The 17331-nt window shown below is 40.4% G+C and carries 20 protein-coding genes, 1 tRNA gene and 1 pseudogene; 11 read left to right on the top strand and 11 right to left on the bottom strand.

Features of this window, described 5'->3' with window-relative positions; all coding sequences use genetic code 11:
• Window positions 1-23: 23 nt before the first annotated feature.
• A complete protein-coding gene (locus HY063_04220) occupies window positions 24-1103 on the bottom strand; it encodes a Fic family protein (protein MBI3500978.1) in 1080 nt (359 codons plus the stop codon).
• Between the two features lie 321 nt (window positions 1104-1424).
• Here HY063_04220 and HY063_04215 point away from each other — a divergent pair, with 321 nt between their 5' ends.
• From HY063_04215 to HY063_04205, 3 genes and pseudogenes are all read left to right on the top strand, one after another.
• Entirely contained in the window at window positions 1425-2360 is a 936-nt protein-coding gene (locus tag HY063_04215; GenBank protein MBI3500977.1) for a hypothetical protein, read from the top strand.
• A 275-nt stretch (window positions 2361-2635) separates the two neighbouring features.
• Window positions 2636-3145: pseudogene (locus HY063_04210) on the top strand (recombinase family protein).
• Window positions 3140-4309 (top strand): recombinase family protein, encoded by a 1170-nt coding sequence (locus HY063_04205; protein MBI3500976.1) that lies wholly within the window; start codon window positions 3140-3142, stop codon window positions 4307-4309. The pseudogene HY063_04210 and the gene HY063_04205 overlap by 6 nt, the downstream one beginning before the upstream one ends.
• Here HY063_04205 and HY063_04200 read toward each other — a convergent pair.
• A tRNA-Met gene (locus HY063_04200) sits at window positions 4269-4342 on the bottom strand. The genes HY063_04205 and HY063_04200 overlap by 41 nt on opposite strands.
• Window positions 4343-4521: 179 nt before the next feature.
• Window positions 4522-5817, bottom strand: coding sequence for an NAD(P)/FAD-dependent oxidoreductase (locus HY063_04195; protein MBI3500975.1), 1296 nt, complete (start codon window positions 5815-5817; stop codon window positions 4522-4524).
• Window positions 5818-5874: 57 nt separating this feature from the next.
• Between HY063_04195 and HY063_04190 the strand changes: the two genes are divergently transcribed.
• Window positions 5875-6060 carry a hypothetical protein gene (locus tag HY063_04190; GenBank protein ID MBI3500974.1) on the top strand — a complete coding sequence of 62 codons (186 nt, stop codon included), beginning with the start codon at window positions 5875-5877 and terminating at the stop codon, window positions 6058-6060.
• A 5-nt stretch (window positions 6061-6065) separates the two neighbouring features.
• Here the strand turns inward: HY063_04190 and HY063_04185 are convergent, their stop codons facing one another.
• Window positions 6066-6482: a hypothetical protein gene (locus HY063_04185; GenBank protein ID MBI3500973.1), complete on the bottom strand. Its 417-nt coding sequence runs from the start codon at window positions 6480-6482 to the stop codon at window positions 6066-6068.
• A 112-nt stretch (window positions 6483-6594) separates the two neighbouring features.
• Here HY063_04185 and HY063_04180 point away from each other — a divergent pair, with 112 nt between their 5' ends.
• Both HY063_04180 and HY063_04175 read left to right on the top strand, forming a co-directional pair.
• On the top strand, window positions 6595-7059 hold the full coding sequence (locus HY063_04180) for a hypothetical protein (GenBank protein MBI3500972.1): 465 nt from the start codon (window positions 6595-6597) through the stop codon (window positions 7057-7059).
• A gap of 9 nt (window positions 7060-7068) precedes the next feature.
• A complete protein-coding gene (locus tag HY063_04175) occupies window positions 7069-8319 on the top strand; it encodes a hypothetical protein (protein MBI3500971.1) in 1251 nt (416 codons plus the stop codon).
• A gap of 246 nt (window positions 8320-8565) precedes the next feature.
• Here the strand turns inward: HY063_04175 and HY063_04170 are convergent, their stop codons facing one another.
• Window positions 8566-9057 carry a hypothetical protein gene (locus tag HY063_04170; protein MBI3500970.1) on the bottom strand — a complete coding sequence of 164 codons (492 nt, stop codon included), beginning with the start codon at window positions 9055-9057 and terminating at the stop codon, window positions 8566-8568.
• Window positions 9058-9678: 621 nt separating this feature from the next.
• Window positions 9679-9822, bottom strand: a complete 144-nt coding sequence (locus tag HY063_04165) for a hypothetical protein (protein MBI3500969.1) — start codon at window positions 9820-9822, stop codon at window positions 9679-9681.
• Window positions 9823-9891: 69 nt separating this feature from the next.
• Here HY063_04165 and HY063_04160 point away from each other — a divergent pair, with 69 nt between their 5' ends.
• Window positions 9892-10524, top strand: coding sequence for a hypothetical protein (locus tag HY063_04160; GenBank protein MBI3500968.1), 633 nt, complete (start codon window positions 9892-9894; stop codon window positions 10522-10524).
• 123 nt (window positions 10525-10647) lie between these two features.
• Window positions 10648-11292, top strand: coding sequence for a hypothetical protein (locus HY063_04155; GenBank protein MBI3500967.1), 645 nt, complete (start codon window positions 10648-10650; stop codon window positions 11290-11292).
• Window positions 11293-11353: 61 nt separating this feature from the next.
• Here the strand turns inward: HY063_04155 and HY063_04150 are convergent, their stop codons facing one another.
• The 5 genes from HY063_04150 to HY063_04130 form a co-directional block, all read right to left on the bottom strand.
• Window positions 11354-12109 (bottom strand): PorT family protein, encoded by a 756-nt coding sequence (locus tag HY063_04150; protein ID MBI3500966.1) that lies wholly within the window; start codon window positions 12107-12109, stop codon window positions 11354-11356.
• Window positions 12110-12294: 185 nt separating this feature from the next.
• Window positions 12295-12954, bottom strand: coding sequence for a hypothetical protein (locus HY063_04145; GenBank protein ID MBI3500965.1), 660 nt, complete (start codon window positions 12952-12954; stop codon window positions 12295-12297).
• A gap of 112 nt (window positions 12955-13066) precedes the next feature.
• The gene (locus HY063_04140) at window positions 13067-13537 is read right to left on the bottom strand and encodes a hypothetical protein (protein ID MBI3500964.1); all 471 of its coding nucleotides are present in this window, start codon (window positions 13535-13537) and stop codon (window positions 13067-13069) included.
• A gap of 270 nt (window positions 13538-13807) precedes the next feature.
• The gene (locus HY063_04135) at window positions 13808-14527 is read right to left on the bottom strand and encodes a hypothetical protein (protein MBI3500963.1); all 720 of its coding nucleotides are present in this window, start codon (window positions 14525-14527) and stop codon (window positions 13808-13810) included.
• Between the two features lie 33 nt (window positions 14528-14560).
• Entirely contained in the window at window positions 14561-14785 is a 225-nt protein-coding gene (locus tag HY063_04130) for a hypothetical protein (protein ID MBI3500962.1), read from the bottom strand.
• Window positions 14786-14952: 167 nt separating this feature from the next.
• On the opposite strand from HY063_04130, the gene HY063_04125 reads away from it, so the two are divergent.
• From HY063_04125 to HY063_04115, 3 genes are all read left to right on the top strand, one after another.
• Window positions 14953-15210, top strand: coding sequence for a hypothetical protein (locus tag HY063_04125; protein MBI3500961.1), 258 nt, complete (start codon window positions 14953-14955; stop codon window positions 15208-15210).
• Window positions 15211-15328: 118 nt separating this feature from the next.
• Entirely contained in the window at window positions 15329-15790 is a 462-nt protein-coding gene (tnpA, locus tag HY063_04120; GenBank protein ID MBI3500960.1) for an IS200/IS605 family transposase, read from the top strand.
• A gap of 9 nt (window positions 15791-15799) precedes the next feature.
• Window positions 15800-17326 (top strand): tetratricopeptide repeat protein, encoded by a 1527-nt coding sequence (locus HY063_04115; protein ID MBI3500959.1) that lies wholly within the window; start codon window positions 15800-15802, stop codon window positions 17324-17326.
• Window positions 17327-17331: the final 5 nt, after the last annotated feature.

Raw genomic sequence — 17331 nt, 5'->3', positions numbered from 1 at the left:
ATAAGAATTGGTCTGGCTTACCCCTATCCCCGCAAAATACTCATCAGTTTTTTGTTGATATAGAGTTGGTACTTACCAACCTGTTTGTGTTCGAGAATTTTTTTTTCATTCAGTTGTTTCAAATAACGGGTAGCGGTGGTGTAATGAATATTCAGCAGGTTGCCCAGACGCACGGGAGTAATGATGGGATATGAAAACAAAATCTCAACCATATCTGCCGAATAAATATTCGGACATTCTTTTCTTATTTTTTCCTTGTGATTCTTCAGCAACTCTACTACTTTGAATAATTGCTCTTTGGTTTCTTTCGCCTGCAAATAAAATCCGCGCAGCATATACTCAATAAAATCACACCAGTTTCCTTTCACAGTTACTTCGCGGAGCAGGCGGTAATACTCCGAGCGGTTGCGCGTAATGTATCCGCTAATAAAAAGAATGGGATATTGCAGCAGTTGTTCCTGCACGAGATACAACACCATTAAAATTCTTCCCGTCCTTCCGTTGCCATCGCCAAATGGATGTATCGCTTCAAACTGATAATGCAAAACAGCGCATTTAATAAGCGGGTCAAGTTCATCATCGTTGGAATGATGCAGGAATTTTTCCCAGTTGCCGATGAGCCGTAATATTTCAGTTGAAGCGGGAGGCGTGTAAAGCACTTCGCCCGTCAGAGAATTTTCAATTCGGTTTTGATTTTTTCTGTACCCGTAACTTTTTTCGCGGAGCAACTTTTCATGTATCTCTGTTATGAGTCGGCTGCTCAAAGGAATTTTATTCATCCGCTCAAATCCCCAAACGATGGCATCTCGGTAGTGAAGCACCTCTTTGTTTTCTGTCCGCTGTTCGGATTCGGGAAAGAGTTGCTGCTCCAATACTTTTTCAACGGTGGTATTTATGTTTTCAATTTCAGAACTCGCTACTGATTCTTTAATGATGGCAGGGCTTAATAACAACATGGGGTTCGGCAGCGCGGAAGAATATCCTTTTAATTCTCCCAGTTCCGCCCGCGCCTTCAGTAACCAGCGCATGAATGATTGCGTATTGCAATCCAGTTTTGGCGGAAGTGCGGGCAGGTTAAAAGGATGTGTTGCAGAGAATGACATATACTCTTTGATATGTTACAAAAGTAACAATTTTGTGATATATGGCAAGGTATATGTTATATCGTGTGATATACTTGTTTTTCTACGCTGGGATAAGAAAGGGATATTTGATGGCTTTTGGAAAGAAATGACATCTAATAAAAATGTATGGGACTTTTCTTAAATCTTTTCAAAAAATGATTTTATCCTAACAGAAATGTTAGATGAAATGCGCCTGTAAATTCCCTCTATGAAAACTTTACACGCGTGTAAAATAAATATTGCTTTTCTCTTGCGTAATCTGTTATCTCAGATTACATTTGTGAAACAAAAAAAATAAAGATGACTAAGCCCGCACAAAAATTTTTCAACTCCATCATCGCTTATGTACGCGACAGCGACTGGATGGAAATTAACCAGCGAATTACCGACCGACAACTTTTACTGACCGACACGGATGTCAAATCCCGAAACTTCAACCATTGGAAGAATGAAAAAATTGTACAGGTTACGGAAGAAGCGGGAAAGCGTCTAAAACTAAACTTAGTGGAATATATATGGCTCTGCACGGTGGAGAAGGCGCGGAATCTCGGTCTTCCGCTTCCTGCCATCAAGAAAAGTAAAGAGATGCTTTTCCAAGAGCAAGATTTTGACCGCACTTTCAGAGAAAACGCCATATTAAAAAATCAGGCAATAGAAAAAATAAAGAACACTCCAATGGATGAAGGGACAAAAAAAATGATGATTGACTTGCTTGAAAAAGGAGGCATGGGTTCTTTATTGAAGAAAAAAGATTTCTCTATAAACTTTTTTAATTTTTTTGTCATCGCATCCTTGATAATTCCAAATGATGTTGCTGTCATATTTTTCCCAGACGGGGACTGCTTCCCGTATGCAGAAAATCTTCATGGCGGAAATGCTTCTGTAAAGGAACTTCTGACGGTGGAACATACTTATGTATCTCTTAAAAGAATTCTGGCGGAATTTATTGGAGACGAGTCAAAGAAAGATTTTCTGATGCCCTTCCGAATCCTGAATGAAAAAGAGATGAGTGTCATCCGTGAAATCAGAAGCGGAAATGTTTCTGAAATCACTATCAAATTTATCGGCAAAGAAAAAAATCAGTTGCAGATAACTACGAAGAAACACGGAGAACTTACACGGCAACAGGAAGCGGAAGTCGTCAATGCCTTTGCATTAAAAAATTATCAAAGCATTACCCTGAAGCACAGGGCAGATGGAAAAATTTACTTCGAGCGTGAACACATCAAAAAATAAAACGGTTCGGATAACCTCCGCCCGCCATAAGTTCAATATCGGCTTCGGTAATCCCATCCCGATACAGAATACCATTTTATCGTGGACAATCAAAACGCATTCAACGGATGCCCTAAAATTACTATTGATGAATTAAGAAAATGTAAAGGTTTCGAGAAAATCTCGGAAGAAGATGGAGTAAAAGTAATTGAATTTTTACACCGCCTGTCACTGGTGTGTATTAAACGATTCACCCATGACGGCAGCATAAATATTCACCCTTTAATCAAATAACTATGGACACATCATTAGATTATTTCAAAAAGTTCGCCAGAAAAATAAAAGAGGTAGTCAGGACGACTATATTTCCCGTATGGATATATACAAGAGTATCTACTAAGCATCAGTTTATCAATAATGATTCTGTAGAAAGACAGGAGGAAGATGCGAGGTTATGTGCAGTAAAAAAAGAATTTACTGTTACAAAAGTTTTCGGGGGAACTTACGAAAGCGCAAAAAAAGATTTCACCCGCAAGGAGTTTATGAAAATGATTGAAGAAGTAAGAAAAGCCAAAGTGAAACCTTATGCTATTTTGATATATAAGATGAGCAGATTTAGCAGGTCAGGTGGAAGCGCAGTTGGTTTGGTAGATGAGTTGGTTGAAAAGATGGGCGTTCACTTGTTTGAGGTTTCAACTGGATTGGATACTACAACTACTCAAGGAAAAATAGCCATCTATAACAATCTCATTACAGCATACAAAGAGAACGAAGACAAAAGGGAGATTTGTTATTCTGGAATGAAAGCATTTGTAATGAAGGGTTATCGGTTGGGCAATGTCCCGAAAGGATATGACCTATATGGAAAGAGAGTAAAGGACATGAATTTTTTTTCTCCTACTCAAAAAATTGTAATTAACGATTTAGGAAAAATCTTGCAGAAGGCGTGGCATTGGAAAGTAGATGAAGAAATAACCGATGCCGAAATAATAAGGCGGTTAACAATTAGACATGATACAAAAATGAGACCCCAACAACTCCACGATATGTGGCGCAATCCGTTTTATTGCGGAGTGCAAATAAATAATCTTACTGGATGGATTCCCATAAAAGGACATTGGGAAGCGATGGTATCTAAGGAACTATTCAAAAAAGTGCAAGACATAATTGAAGGCAAGCATATCAAGTCAAAACACCGCAAAAAAAATCCAGCGTTACCATTAAACGATATTATGTATTGCGAGAAATGTAGTGGTAAAATGGTTGGTTATCGCGTTGTAAAAAGTTGGGCAGAATTATGGTATTACAGATGTCAGGAATGCAAAGGAGTTAGTATAAATGCAAATAGCACTCCTAAGTCAATCAGGGAGGGAGCGCACGAGAAGTTCGTCCGTCTGCTTGCATCATATTCTTTCCATCCGATAATTCTTGAGCCGTTCAAACTTCAATTTAGAAAATCGTATGAGTATGTGAAACGGGAAGAATACGAGAATAAAAAAATCATTAAGCAAAAACTTTTACAGAAAGAAAAAGAATTTTCTGAATTGAGAAAGAATAAAGGCATCGGAAAATTTCAGGAGTCGGAAGAATTTTATGCTCAACTAAAAGCGGAATATGAGCAGCAAATTGTGGACTTGCGGGTGGAACTTGCCAAGTCGGTTGCGGAAATATCTAACCTCGAAGAATTGATTGAGAAAACATTCTCATTCCTTTCAAATGTCTCTAATTTTTGGGTTTCCAATCCCTATGAAGCCAATGTGGAACTGCAAAAAGTCCTCTTTCCGAGTGGGATTTTCCTTGATAGTAAAAAGTGGGAGTATCTAACCCCAGAAGTGAATGAATACTTCAATATACTTGCCTCACTTTCAAAGGAGTTTGACGAAATGAATATTGGAACTTACGACCATCACGCAAAAATTTCCGACATAGTAGCGAGGGAGGGAGTTGAACCCTCGACCTCAGGGTTATGAATCCTGTGCTCTTACCAACTGAGCTACCTCGCCATGAAATTTAAAAACGGGCGACAAAGATAATAATCCACATTACATTTATTATATGAAATTTATTTCTTCCGGTTTTTCCGGAAAACGATTTCTATTTTTCAATACTTATAAATTGAAAAAGAATGTTCCTCTTTTAATTTGGTTTGTGAAAAGTATTTCCCGCGAAATGTTCTGGCGATTCACTGAACTTCTTTGCCGGCTTCCGCCTTCTCTCTGGCGACAATTATTTTTTTTGCAGGATGAATGATTAACCTGATAGCGCTGTTGTACGAGAAGTAATTAATTACCCAATTGGTAAAAACAATTACCCGGTTTCGGAAACCCACCAGCGCCATCAGGTGCACAAATACCCAAATGAGCCACGCAATGAATCCGTACAACTTTATATTTTTTATTTCTGAAACGGCTTTGTTTCTTCCCACCGTTGCAAGCACTCCTTTATCGGTATACTGAAATTTTTTCCATTGAGCATGATTGGCGCCCGACAAATTCAAATTGTGCGCAAGATTTTTTGCCTGCTGAATGGCAGCGGGCGCAAGCATGGGGTGAGGTTGTTCTGCGCAGGCAGCATCGCCAATGGCAAAAATATTTGTGTAGCCGCTTACCTTATTATATGCATCCACGGCAATGCGCTGGTTTTTCAGAATGCATTCTTCTTTCAAACCGGGAATAAAATTTCCAATCACACCGGCATTCCATAAAAATATTTTTGTATGAATGATTCTTCCGTCCGAGAGAAGAACTTCGTTGCCGTCAAAACTTTTCACGCTTTGCTTCAGAATAATTTCCACGCCCATCGTGCGCAGGTAGTTGTAGGCATGTTCCGAAGATTTTATTGACATGGCTCCGAGCAAGCGTTCGCCTGCTTCAATGAGATAAATTTTTGCCAGGCGGAAATTCAGTTCCCTGTAATCGCGCGGAAGAATATGATTTTTCATATCGGCTAATGCGCCCGCCACTTCCACTCCTGTTGGTCCTCCGCCCGCAATTACAACCGAAAGCGGTTCAACAATTTCTTTTTCATAAGCGGCAGTTTCGAGATTTTGAAAAAGCCAGCTGCGAATGTCCAGCGCATCGGGAACCGATTTCAGCGTGAACGAATTTTTTTCAATGGATTTTATTCCGTAAAAGTTCGGTTTGCTGCCCGATGCAATCACCAGGAAATCGTAACTGAGGTTTCCGGCAGATGTCTGAACCAGATTTTTTTCCGGAAAAATAATTTCTGCATCCATCATGCGGAAGAAAACATTTTTGCCCAGCGATTTTCTCAGCGGGTATGCAATGCTTTCGGCTTCCAGCCCTCCCGTGGCAACCTGGTAAAGCAAGGGCTGAAAATTATGGTAGTTATTTTTATCGAGAAGCACAATTTGAAACAGTGAAGGAGAAAGCAGTTCGGAAAGTTTCAAGCCGCCAAATCCTCCTCCGATAATAACGATTCGCTTTTGAAATGTTTCCGGGATTCCTAAATCGTTCATATGGAAAGGTGGAATGAAATTTTAATTTTTAATTTACAACCTTAAAAACAAAATACTATGCCAAAGTACGGAGAAAAAGCACAAGAAAAAGTTGAAAAAGCCATGCACGAATACAAGCACGGCAAACTTAAATCGGGAAAACAAGGTAAGGGCGGAAAAGTGCAAAGCCCCGAGCAGGCAATTGCCATTGGCTTGAGCCAGGCGCGCAAAGCAGGAGGAAAAGTTCCGGGGAAGAAAGCGTGAACAGTTTATTCAGCCCAAATCCTTACTGCACACTGGTTGTCTATTATTGAAACTCTGAAAATTATTTTATTCGTTTCGTCTTTAAATTCCTTTTTGGAGATTTGTTTGTATTTGCTTTTATAATATTCCACCCACTTCTGTAATTCCGACAAGGGCTCCATTATTAATTGTTCATTGCAGTATTCCGTTCCATCATCCGATTTTTTAAAATAAAAACCCATCGTTTTTATAAAGATGCCGCTTGCTGCGGTAGAGTCCTGTGTTTTATAAATAACATACGGCTCGCCAATGGCTGACGTTCCGGTTTTATAATAGGCAGTGCCGAACCTTGCGGTTATATCGCTTCGGGTATAACCCACCTGTGCATTCACTAACGGCAACCCGTAAAATAATAAAAGCGGAAGGAGCAGGATGTTTTTCATTTTTCTACTGATACACAGTAAAGATAAACACAAAACTGCTAACTTCTGAGAAATGTTATACTAAAAGTATAAATCTTATCGCAAAAGCATAATCATTTAGTATCTTTGAAGTATGGCAAAAAAAATTCTGTATGTTGATATGGATAATGTTCTTGTTGATTTTAAAAGCGGGATTGACCTCTTACCAAAAGATACGCAGGAAAAATATACTGGTAAATTGGATGAAGTTCCAGGAATATTTTCTTTAATGCTTCCAATGGAAGGAGCGATTGATTCTTACAAAAAACTTTCAGAATTTTTTGATACATATATTCTCTCAACTTCTCCCTGGGAAAATCCTTCTGCTGCTTCTGATAAATTTGCTTGGGTAAAACATCATCTTGGCAAACATGCTTATAAACGCTTGATATTATCACATCATAAACATCTTAATAAAGGAGATTTTTTAATTGATGACCGCCCAAATAACGGAGCAGATAAGTTTAATGGAGAATTAATTTTATTCGGCAAAGAGCCATTCCCAAATTGGAAATCTGTTGAGAATTATTTAATGAATACAATAGAGTTGTCCTTTTGAAATATAAATATGGAAGAAATATTGAAAAACTTTCTTGATTCATTCTCGAAAAACACCAAGGAATCTGGTGCTGACAGGGAATTAGCCGAGAAAATAAAAAAGGATTTGCTTTCGATGCTTCCGAAAATCAAAAAATATTTTTCGGAATACGATGAAAAAAGCGTGATGCACCAGTTGGAATGGTATGCACATGCGCGCCACCGTTTCACAAAGAGCGCTGATTATTATGCCAGGCAGGCAGAAGACATACAATTGGAATACCGCAAAGATGCCGACAAACGCCTGCGGCAAATACAGCATAAAAAACTTTTCAACCTGCAATGCCGCTGGCGCGCGGGCCAGCTGCAATTGGAAGGAATAGAAACCACCTATGATTTTTACCCCTGGCAGAACGACCTTTACAACTGCCCCTTCCTGCCGCCCATCACGCAGGCGGAAGTGGATTTGATGATTCGTTTTTTAAAAGAAACGCCCGCAGAATATGAAGATGATTTTTTTGATTACGACTGGCAGAATTATCCTTACCTGAAAATATGCTATGCCGAAGAAGAAGAAATTGAACCGGAGGAATTCTACCAGACCTATGCTTGCGCAATTATATTTGATAAGGGGATTCCTCCCTGGTATGATTTCTACGACCTCTACATGGGCACCACCGGTTTGCTGGCGCTGCCCGATATAAAATTTCCGAAAGAAATGTATTACATCCGCCTCTATTACGCAGAAAAAGAAAAACAGAAAAAGAACGAAGCAAAGAAGGCAGGCAAAAAAATTGAAGAGCCAAAAATTGCTGAACGCAAACCATGGCTGGGGCTGGATGATGATTTTACCCAGCAAGATTTTTTTAAAGAACTGGTAGAAAATTTTGAAACAAAAGAAAATAAAAAACTATTTGCTAATTATGCCATTGCTGAATTTCGTTCTTCAGAAGAAGACGATGCATTGCAGGAAGAAACGCAGAATGTGCTCGCTTATCTTGAAGATGCCCGCGAGCCGGTGCCCATAGAAGCACACGAAGATTACCGCAAGGCGCTGATTATTGCCTATCGCAGATACAAGGCGAAAAAAATAATTGAAGCCATTCCTGCTGCCTTTGAAGATTATTGCATGAAATTAGACACAGGCATCGGCTTTCCTTCGCCTGAACAACGCGGTGAGCCGGAGCATCGGTGGGGAATGCCGCAGGGCATGCTCGATTCTAAAAAAGAAATTTTAGAAGGAAGAAAATTATGCGGTGAACCGCCTGATTATAATTATTGAGGTTGCCAACTCACCCCCTTAATTTTAAATTCCAAGTTCCAAATTCCAAATTCCAAGTTCCAAGGAACAGCCGCTGTGGAAATAAAAAGTCCCAAATCCCAAGAATACTTTTTGTATTTCTTGAAACTTGGGACTTGGGACTTGAAGGACTCACCCCTCTTTCCCCTCTCTACGGGTAGAGAGGGGATGAAAGGGGAGAGTAGTTACGGAATCGTCACCGCCACGGGCTGGGTGAACGGAGTTTGCTCAATTCTTTTTTTCTTCAGAATTTGCTTGTGGATGTTCGCCATTCCACGAGATGCCAAATTTTGCCAATATATCTTCCAGTTCTTTTAAAGATTTTTTTCCGAAATTTCTGTACTTAAGTAAATCTATTTTTGTCAAACTCATTAAGTCACCAATGGTTTCTACATCTGCCGCTTTAAGGCAATTCACCAGGCGAACATTGATATTATCAAGATCAATAAACCGGATTGAGTAGTTTACAGGCATAGGTTCAGCAGGAACAGCAGGCACATTCAATTCTTTCTTCATAAACTCAAGCCCTTCTATGAAATTTTTAAGATGGTTGTATTTTTTTTCGAGAGCGTCATAGTTTTTCTTGTCCCAATATTTATCGCTTCTGTCTTTTATTGCAGAGCTAAAAATAGTAACGAGTTTTATATTATTCTTATAAATTCTTCTTCTCACTGCTTCTCCGGATAATGTATATTCCTTGCCAATTTCTTCTAAACTCATAGAAGAAAAATAATACTTTCTGAATATTTCAAGTTCATCCTTGTCCATTCCCCATTCCTCTACTAATATTTCAATTAACTTCCCTGCAAAGAGGGAAAGTTTCGCAATGTCTTTTTTCTTTGAATAAACCAGCAGCAGATTATTTTCCCTGTCAAGATCCGATTTAAGAAAAAGGATTTTGCTTCCCTGAGCGGAAGTTAATTTGAAACTGGAGATGATATTGTTTCGCACCAGTTGGAGTAAAATATTTTTGGAGATTTTATAAAGTTCGCATACTTCATCCATATCATAACTTCCGCCTGTTCTGAAATCGGTAAGCAATGATTTTAGTTCTTCGTCTTTCAGTAGCACATCATTGTCATTCACCACTGTTATTTTATTTATAAGCCCTTTTTTTATCTGCTTGTAATCAGCACTTTTTAATCTGAATAATTGATTGAGTTCTTCAAAAGTTGTGTTCATTTGAAATTGGTGTTGGAGAATGTGCGAAGATAAAAAAGTAAACTCACCCCCTTAATTTTAAATTCCAAGCCCCAAATCCCAAATCCCAAGAAACTCACCCCTAACCCCTCTCTTTCAAAAAGAGAGGGGCGCACACGAAGTGGCGGGGAGAGTTTGTCTTTACGGAATCGTCACCGCCACGGGCTGCGTGAACGGAGTTTGTCCGCCATGTTTCAGCGGAAGAATGGTTGCCTCGCGGAACCACATTTTTGTGCCGCTGGTAAAACCATCGAGCGTGGCTTTGCCGGCAGATGTCTGAAGCACCGTTTATAAGGCATAGGGAAATAGGGAAAAGTCAGGGAAATACTATTTTTGTACATCTTACTTCCTCTGATGAAACAACTAATCACACTTTTACTTTTCATTCTTTCTGTTCACGCCTTTGCGCAGGATTATTACAACAAGGAAGAAGCAAAGAACAAAGACAAAAAAGAAATTCCACCGCCCACGAAGAATGATTCCGCACCTAAATTTTATTTAGGCATTGGCAGCGGGCTGAACAATTACAACGGCTTGCTGGGCATTGGCGCGAACCTTCGCATTCACAAAACAATGTTCCTTCTTGCTGGCGCGGGAATCGGAAGTTGGGGAAACAAAGTGAGCGCTGGAATTAAATACACCCGCAAGTTCACTTCTTCGTGGGGCTATGCCATGAGTTATTCACATTCCACGGGCTTGAAAGATTTTAAAACGCAACTCGAAACCACCGCGAGCAAGCCAAACGGCACCGAAGAGGTGGTGCTTGATTTGCTCCCGGCAAGCACGGTGAATGCCGCGGCATCGTACAATTGGTTTTTCAGGAGGAATAAATTATTTTACATTGAGTTTGGCTATGGAGTATCTATTGAAACTGCGCCTTATGTAATAAAAAACGGAGTAACGCTTACCAATAAATCAAAACAGGTGCTGCAACTGCTGCAGCCGGGCGGTGTGATTTTCGGAATTGGATTTATGTGGGGGATTTGAAATGTGAATTTCTATTCCTGGTAACGAAGTAACGAATTTTTATAACGAAAATTACAAATCATATTCAAGTTTCAAAAACAACAACGAACACGGGTTTGAGTCCACAACAAAAATGATTTACTTATGAAAAAAGTTTTATTCATATTTTTTTCGGTCATCCTTCTTGCATGTTCCCATCAATCCGATAAAGATAAAATCAGGCAAGCGTTCAGCGAATGGGTGGAAAAAAAATTAAATCAAAGCAACTTTGTTCCTAAAGATTCTTGTAACCCATCCTATGTTGTAAGGCATCTTGCAAAGGGAAAACCTATTGTAGATATGGCGCTGCCTGAGAATAAGAAAATAAAATTCTTATTCGCAGATATTAATAATGACAACGAACTTGATGGGCTTGTAACTTTTAGAAGGCGATGTTGCTCTTGTACTGTTCCTGTTGCTATGCCTCAATCACAAGTATTAATTCTATCAGGTGAAAATGGCTACACAGTTAACGATACTTTCTTCGTTGAATTTTATCAAAATAAAAAGTATAGCATATATATAGACAGTATTGCAAGAGGTAAATTTTTGGGGACGACTAATAAATATATCTGGAATCATCATTTTATTTATACTGACTCTGTAAGGTCTGATACATTTAAGATTAGAACTTTTTCAATCATTTACAAAACCAAAGAATTTAAAATTATTACAGAAAAAAAAATCAGTATTAACAAAGACACTTCTAAAAGGAACAATGATGCTCCTCAGGCAATATTTGGTAATTAAGTTATCAAAACAGGCAACAATTAGTTACATTAGTACAGATTAGTATTTGGTAGGATTTAAACTACTTTTCCTTCCCGCCAAACAGCAACCGAAAAGTAAAACTCACCAGCGTGTTGTCGCCTTTGTTGAATGCGTACCAGAAAAAAGTGTTGAGCGGAATGGCGTGCCTGATTACGGGAATAATGGAATTGGAATAGCGCACGTTGAACAGAAAGTTTTTTGTGAAGTAATAACTTATTCCGATGTTGGCGGCAACTTCTGTTTTGCGGAACTGGGTGTAGTCATACACACCGGTGAGGTAATAGCCGTTCTGGTAGGCTATTCCATCCTGCCTGATGCTGGTGCGGATGCCGAACGAAGGACCAATTTCAAAGCCGAGCGGGAACGCTTCCTTTTTCATCATGGCAATCTTGAAGCGGTGAATGAACAGCAGCGGCACTTCGGCATAATTGAGTTTCAGTTTATAGAAGTAATAATTATTGTTCGCAGTATCGAGGGGCTGCAAACTTCCCTTCTGCACATAGAGGATTTCAAACTGCAGGGAGTTGCGTTCCGAAAGTTTGAGGTTGGAAAATCCTCCGGCAGTGAAGCCGAGTTTTGAGTAATCGGTATCGTAGGGGTCAATGCCCACCACATCGGAAGAAACTAATCCTGCCGCCAGCCCTGCTCTGAAGGTTGACTGAGCGGAGGAAGTAAAGGGAATAAGGTATAGGGTATAAGGTATAAGGAAAAGGAGAAAGTGAGCAGGTGAGAGAGTGAGCAGGTGAGAGATTCTCACTTTCACACTTTCCCGTTGTCTCACTTTCTCGTTTTTCATTTGCGCGAAGATAAATATTAACGCAAGTTGCTACCTATAATAATGAGCTGTTTTTATGGGTAACATCATGCAAACAATGCGAATGTATGCGAACACCGCGAACAAAATTCAAATAAAAATTCGCGGTGTTCGCATTTGTTCGCTGCATTTGCATTATTTTATCAAATAGGTGGCAACTTACATTATTAGTCATTGGTCATCAGTTTCCATTTATCAGGAGTAATGGTATAATGAAACGAGTTGGAGAAAACAGTGAACGAGGCAACCATTAATCCCAAGCCCGCCACCGATTTATAGGCGGTGGGATGGTTTACAGCGTCATCCTCTCTCTCTAATTTTTCAAAGTCCATTTGAATAAGGTGCGAGCCCAGCAAAAACAATCCGGCAGCAATGGCAATTCCTTTAATAACTTTTTCGGAATGCTTTTTTACATTGCTCACGGGGAATTTAAGTTGCTGAATGGAACGGAATGCCACTGAAAAAGAATCGGGATAGATGAGCGCGTTCATTTGTTTTCTTTTCTCATCGTCCGTTAAAGAGGTATCGGCATAAATGGCGCGCATGGAATCCCAGAAGTTCATCTCTTCGCCTGAACCGGCATTCCAGAGTTTGCGCTGCTCGCGAAAGCACAACAGCGAATCATGTGCAATGCGGTAAAGTACGCCAATGTGCGCAATGCTGTCGTAGGTTTGGAGGGTGCAATGAAGGGGAAGTTTCAGCAGCACCTTCTCTGAAGCATTGTTTTGTTTGGTAAAAGAGATTTTCTCTTGAGCGGTGCAAAGGGCAGGAGAGAACCCTTCGATTACGATTAGGGTGATAAAAGCAAGGAGCAAGAGCCGGCTCATGCGGCTCAAACAACAAGAATTATTCCAATGGAATGGAAGATTGGAAGATTGGAATAATGGAAGGATGGGAAACAGTCAATCTTCCATCCTTCCACTATTCCATTTCCGGATTTCAGGCAAGTACTTTGTAGTACTTTTTATTGCCCTGCCCGCTTTCTGCTGTAATGCGTTTTGCGCGCCTCATGTTGCGGAGCGTTTGCGCGAGCGATTTATATTCTTTTCTTCCGGTAGGGATGCTGAACTTTTTTGACGCCCTAGTCAGAATTTCGCGCGCGGTCATTGGCTTGCCGTGCTGCTTGATGGTGTGCGGAACAAACTCCACCCATTTTATGTGCGGGCGTTTGCCGGTGCTTACGCTGTGCGCTGCTTTGCGGTGCGCTCTGCGTTTGGGTGTGTGTTTTGCCGCGGCAATCTGCGCCTGAGTTCTGCGCACTCTTTTGGGTTTGCCTTCTGACTCGCTGGCTTTGCCTCCTAACTTGCTGATGCGGTTTTTTGTTCTTTCAATTCCTCTGAGCATTTTCTTAAGTTCACTTGAGTGAAACTCAATGAGCGCTTTTTTTTCGGTGGGTGTAAGTGATGGCATTGTGTTTTGGTTTTGGTTGTTGTTTATAATTTGAGAGCGCAAATATATAATAATATTTGGAATAGGGTACAGAGAAAAAGAGTAGGACTTACGCAGTTATTAACGCAAGTTGCTACCTATAATAATGAGCTGTTTTTATGGGTAACATCATGCAAACAATGCGAATGTATGCGAACACCGCGAACAAAATTCAAATAAAAATTCGCGGTGTTCGCATTTGTTCGCGGCATTTGCATTATTTTATCAAAAATGCATAAACTCAGATGACTACTATATCACCGATTCCATTTTCGACTCGGAGAAGTTGCCGAATTTTCCCTGCGTGTTTTTATAGCGGGCTTTGTACCATGCATCTTTGCGCACATCTTTTTGTTCAAACTCCGATTTGAAACTTCCGCGCTTGGCATCGCCAATATATTTGTAGGCATCGTCATCGGGTTCGGGCGCACTGGCGGCAACAAGGGCGCGCCACACCTGAACATCTTTAATGTGCTTGCCTTTGCCTTTGGTTTTATGCGCGGCATTGGCAATGCCGAGCGTGTGCGAAAGATGTTCGGTTTTTTTAATGGTAACGGTGGGCGTGCCCATTCCGTCTGCCACGCGCGAGGGCGTTTCATCTGCCACAATGGTGCCGCGCTTGATATGGAAATGCTCAAAGTCGGCAATATCGGCCGGGGGAATTTTGGTGGCGGCAATTTTATCCAAGAGGTGCTCTTGCTGGTCATAGGCAACCACCTTTTCAATGAGTTTATGAAGTTTTTCGGTTACATCGCTGTTGCGGAATTTTTTGTTGTTGTACTGCAAAAACAACTGGTCGGCTTTTGTGCGGAAGTTGTGCCAGTCGTTGCTGTTGCCTCCGCTCCAGTTCCAGTTCTGAAAGCGGGGCTGGCTGGTGTTGGGGTCGTTGGCTTGCTGGTAATCATCGGTATCGTCCATATAAGGAACGAAGTGTGCGATGTCTCGGGGAATTCTTGAACCTGGTGATGGCATAGGATTAAGGATTTAAGATTAATGATTAATGATTTATTTTTGTTTTTTCTTTATTTTTTCTATAAATATCGTCTCGTCCGCTAAGAAGACGGTCTCGTCTTTCACCAAGACCTTCTCGTCCGCTAAGAAGACCGCCTGGTCTTTTACGCAGACCTTCTCGTCCGCTAAGAAGACCGTTCGTTTTCCGGAATTGACCTTTTGTTTTTTTTCAGAGACCTTTTCGTCTTCCCGAAAGACCCTATCGTATTTGTTGTCCATCCTTCGGTCTTTTTCACAGACCTTTCGGTCGTTTTAGACCCTGTTTGAGTTGTTTTCATTTTCCTGCCTTTGGGCGGCAATGATAGAACAGAAAAAAAGAATTGCAATAGCCAACTGGATATTTTTCTTCGGAAGGTGTTTCAGATATTAGTTTCAAAAACCAATATATGAAAGAAGAACCAATTAACCCCGACATTGACTCTACGCGCACATTGAGCAAAAAAGAATTTTCTATTTTCAGGTATTGGGCGCACAGCAGCACACAGCAGGAACTTGCCGCTCATTCAGGCATACCGCTGGGCACGGTAAAAGTAATTGTGAGCGATGTATATTCCATTCTGGGCGAAAGCGACAAAGGTAAAGCCATTCATCTTTGCTGGAAGCGCGGAATTTTTACACAGCATAACTGCCACCTGCCGCAGTGAGGAATAAATAAAAAAGTATTTTTACCCAATCAACTATCCTCAGTTGCCCCGACATTTATGTCGGGGATAGCAGAGAGTAAAAAAACAAACCGGGGCTTCAGCCCCTTGATAAAATAAAATGCCCTACACCAAAATTCTCATTCACGCAGTGTGGGCGACTAAAGACAGAAAGACGCTATTGAACCAAGAGAATAAGGATGCGCTGTGCGAACACATAAGAGAATATTCTCTTTCAAAAAATATTCATCTTATAAATGTAAATGGCTGGCAAAATCACCTGCATTGTTTTTTGTCGTTAGAACCCGAACAAAACATTGCCACGCTGATGAATCTCATTAAAGGAGAATCATCGCACTGGGCGAATAAGAATTTAAAGTGGACTGAAAAATTCGGCTGGCAGGATGATTATTTCGCGGTATCGGTAAGCGAATCGCATTTTGATGCGGTGAATAATTATATCAGCAATCAGGAAGCGCATCACAAGAAAAAAACTTTTCAGCAGGAGTACGAGGAGTTCATAAGGAATTATAAATTTGTCCGACAAAGTACGGACTCCGTAACTCCGTTCGGAGAGAAATAATTTTTACTAATGCTCATAACAAAAGGGCTGAAGCCCTTCCTGAAAAATAAATTCTGCTCCATTATCCCCGACATAAATGTCGGGGCAACTTTCTCTGTCCGCAAAGTTTTCTTTCTTCTGACTTTTGTCCCGATAGCTATCGGGAATACATTATCCATTCTCCGGCTGCTTGTATTCACATTATCCATTATCCATTCTACATTATCCATTTCGCAGAATGCGAAAACCGATTCCCTCCTCTCCCTGCTCAAAAAAGACAAAGAGGATACGAATAAAGTAAATCACTTGAATAAAATTGGCGATGAATATAGAAAGATTGGCAACTATGCAGATGGATTAAACTACGGTAAGGAAGCATTGAAACTGGCGCTCAAACTGAATTTCAAAAAAGGAATTGCGAAAGCAAATAACAACAACGGAAATATTTATATGCATGAAGGCGATTATCCAAAAGCGCTTGACGCTTACCTGAAGGCATTGAAAATAGATGAAGAACTTAAAGACAAAAGCGGAATGGCAAAACGCCTCGCCAATCTCGGAGGGGTCTATTACAGACAAGGCGATTATCCCAAAACGCTCGACTATTACTTCAGGGCATTGAAAATGAAAGAAGAACTCGGCAATAAAGGAGATATTGCAAAAACCCTTGGCAACATCGGACTTGTTTATTATAGACAAGGCGATTACTCAGAAGCATTGAACTATGATTTCAAAACATTGAAAATAGCGGAAGAACTCGGAGACAAACAATTGCAGGCAAACACTCTCGGCAATATCGCAAATGTATATGCTGACCAAAGCAAAATTAAAAAGGATGTGGTGAGCGGAGTCGAACCATCACAAGCCAAAAGAGAAGAATTGATAGATAAGGAATTGGAATATTATTTAAAGGCGTTGAAAATATCGGAAGAACTCGGAGATAAAAATGGAATTGCATCCGCTCTCGGCAACATAGGAGAGTTATACACTGATACAAAAAAATACTCAGCAGCAGAAAAATATTTATTGGATGCATTAAAGTTGAATCAGGAAACAGGCGAATTGAATGAAGAAAGGATAACAGAAGAATCGCTCACCGACCTCTACACCAAAACCAACCGCTACCAGCTCGCATTAGAGCATTATAAAAAAGCAATGGCATTAAAGGATACTATTTTCAGTGAGGAAAATAAAAAGCAAATGGTGCGTAAAGAAATGAACTACGAGTTTGAAAAGAAAGAAGCCGCCACAAAAGCCGAGCAGGAGAAGAAAGATGCGGTGGCAGCAGCGGAAGCGCGCAAACAAAAAATAATACTGCTGTTTGTTGTTGGTGGTTTGTTGTTGGTCGTTGCATTCGCTGCGTTTATTCTCCGCGCCTACACGCAAATAAAAAAGAAAAACATTCTCATCAGCGAGCAGAAAAAGAAAATAGAAGAAAAGCAGGAAGAAATACTTGCAAGCATCCGCTATGCCGCGCGCATTCAAAAGTGCATGATGCCAACGGAGAAGTGGATTGCAAAAGAAATTGCGCGGCTGAAAGCGAAAATGCCAAAGTAACAAAT

It is taken from the genome of Bacteroidota bacterium, from assembly GCA_016195025.1.
In the GTDB taxonomy this organism is placed as follows: Bacteria; Bacteroidota; Bacteroidia; order Palsa-948; family Palsa-948; genus Palsa-948.
The sequence above is the reverse complement of the archived record's forward strand: the minus strand, read 5'-3'. Positions and strand labels throughout refer to the sequence as shown.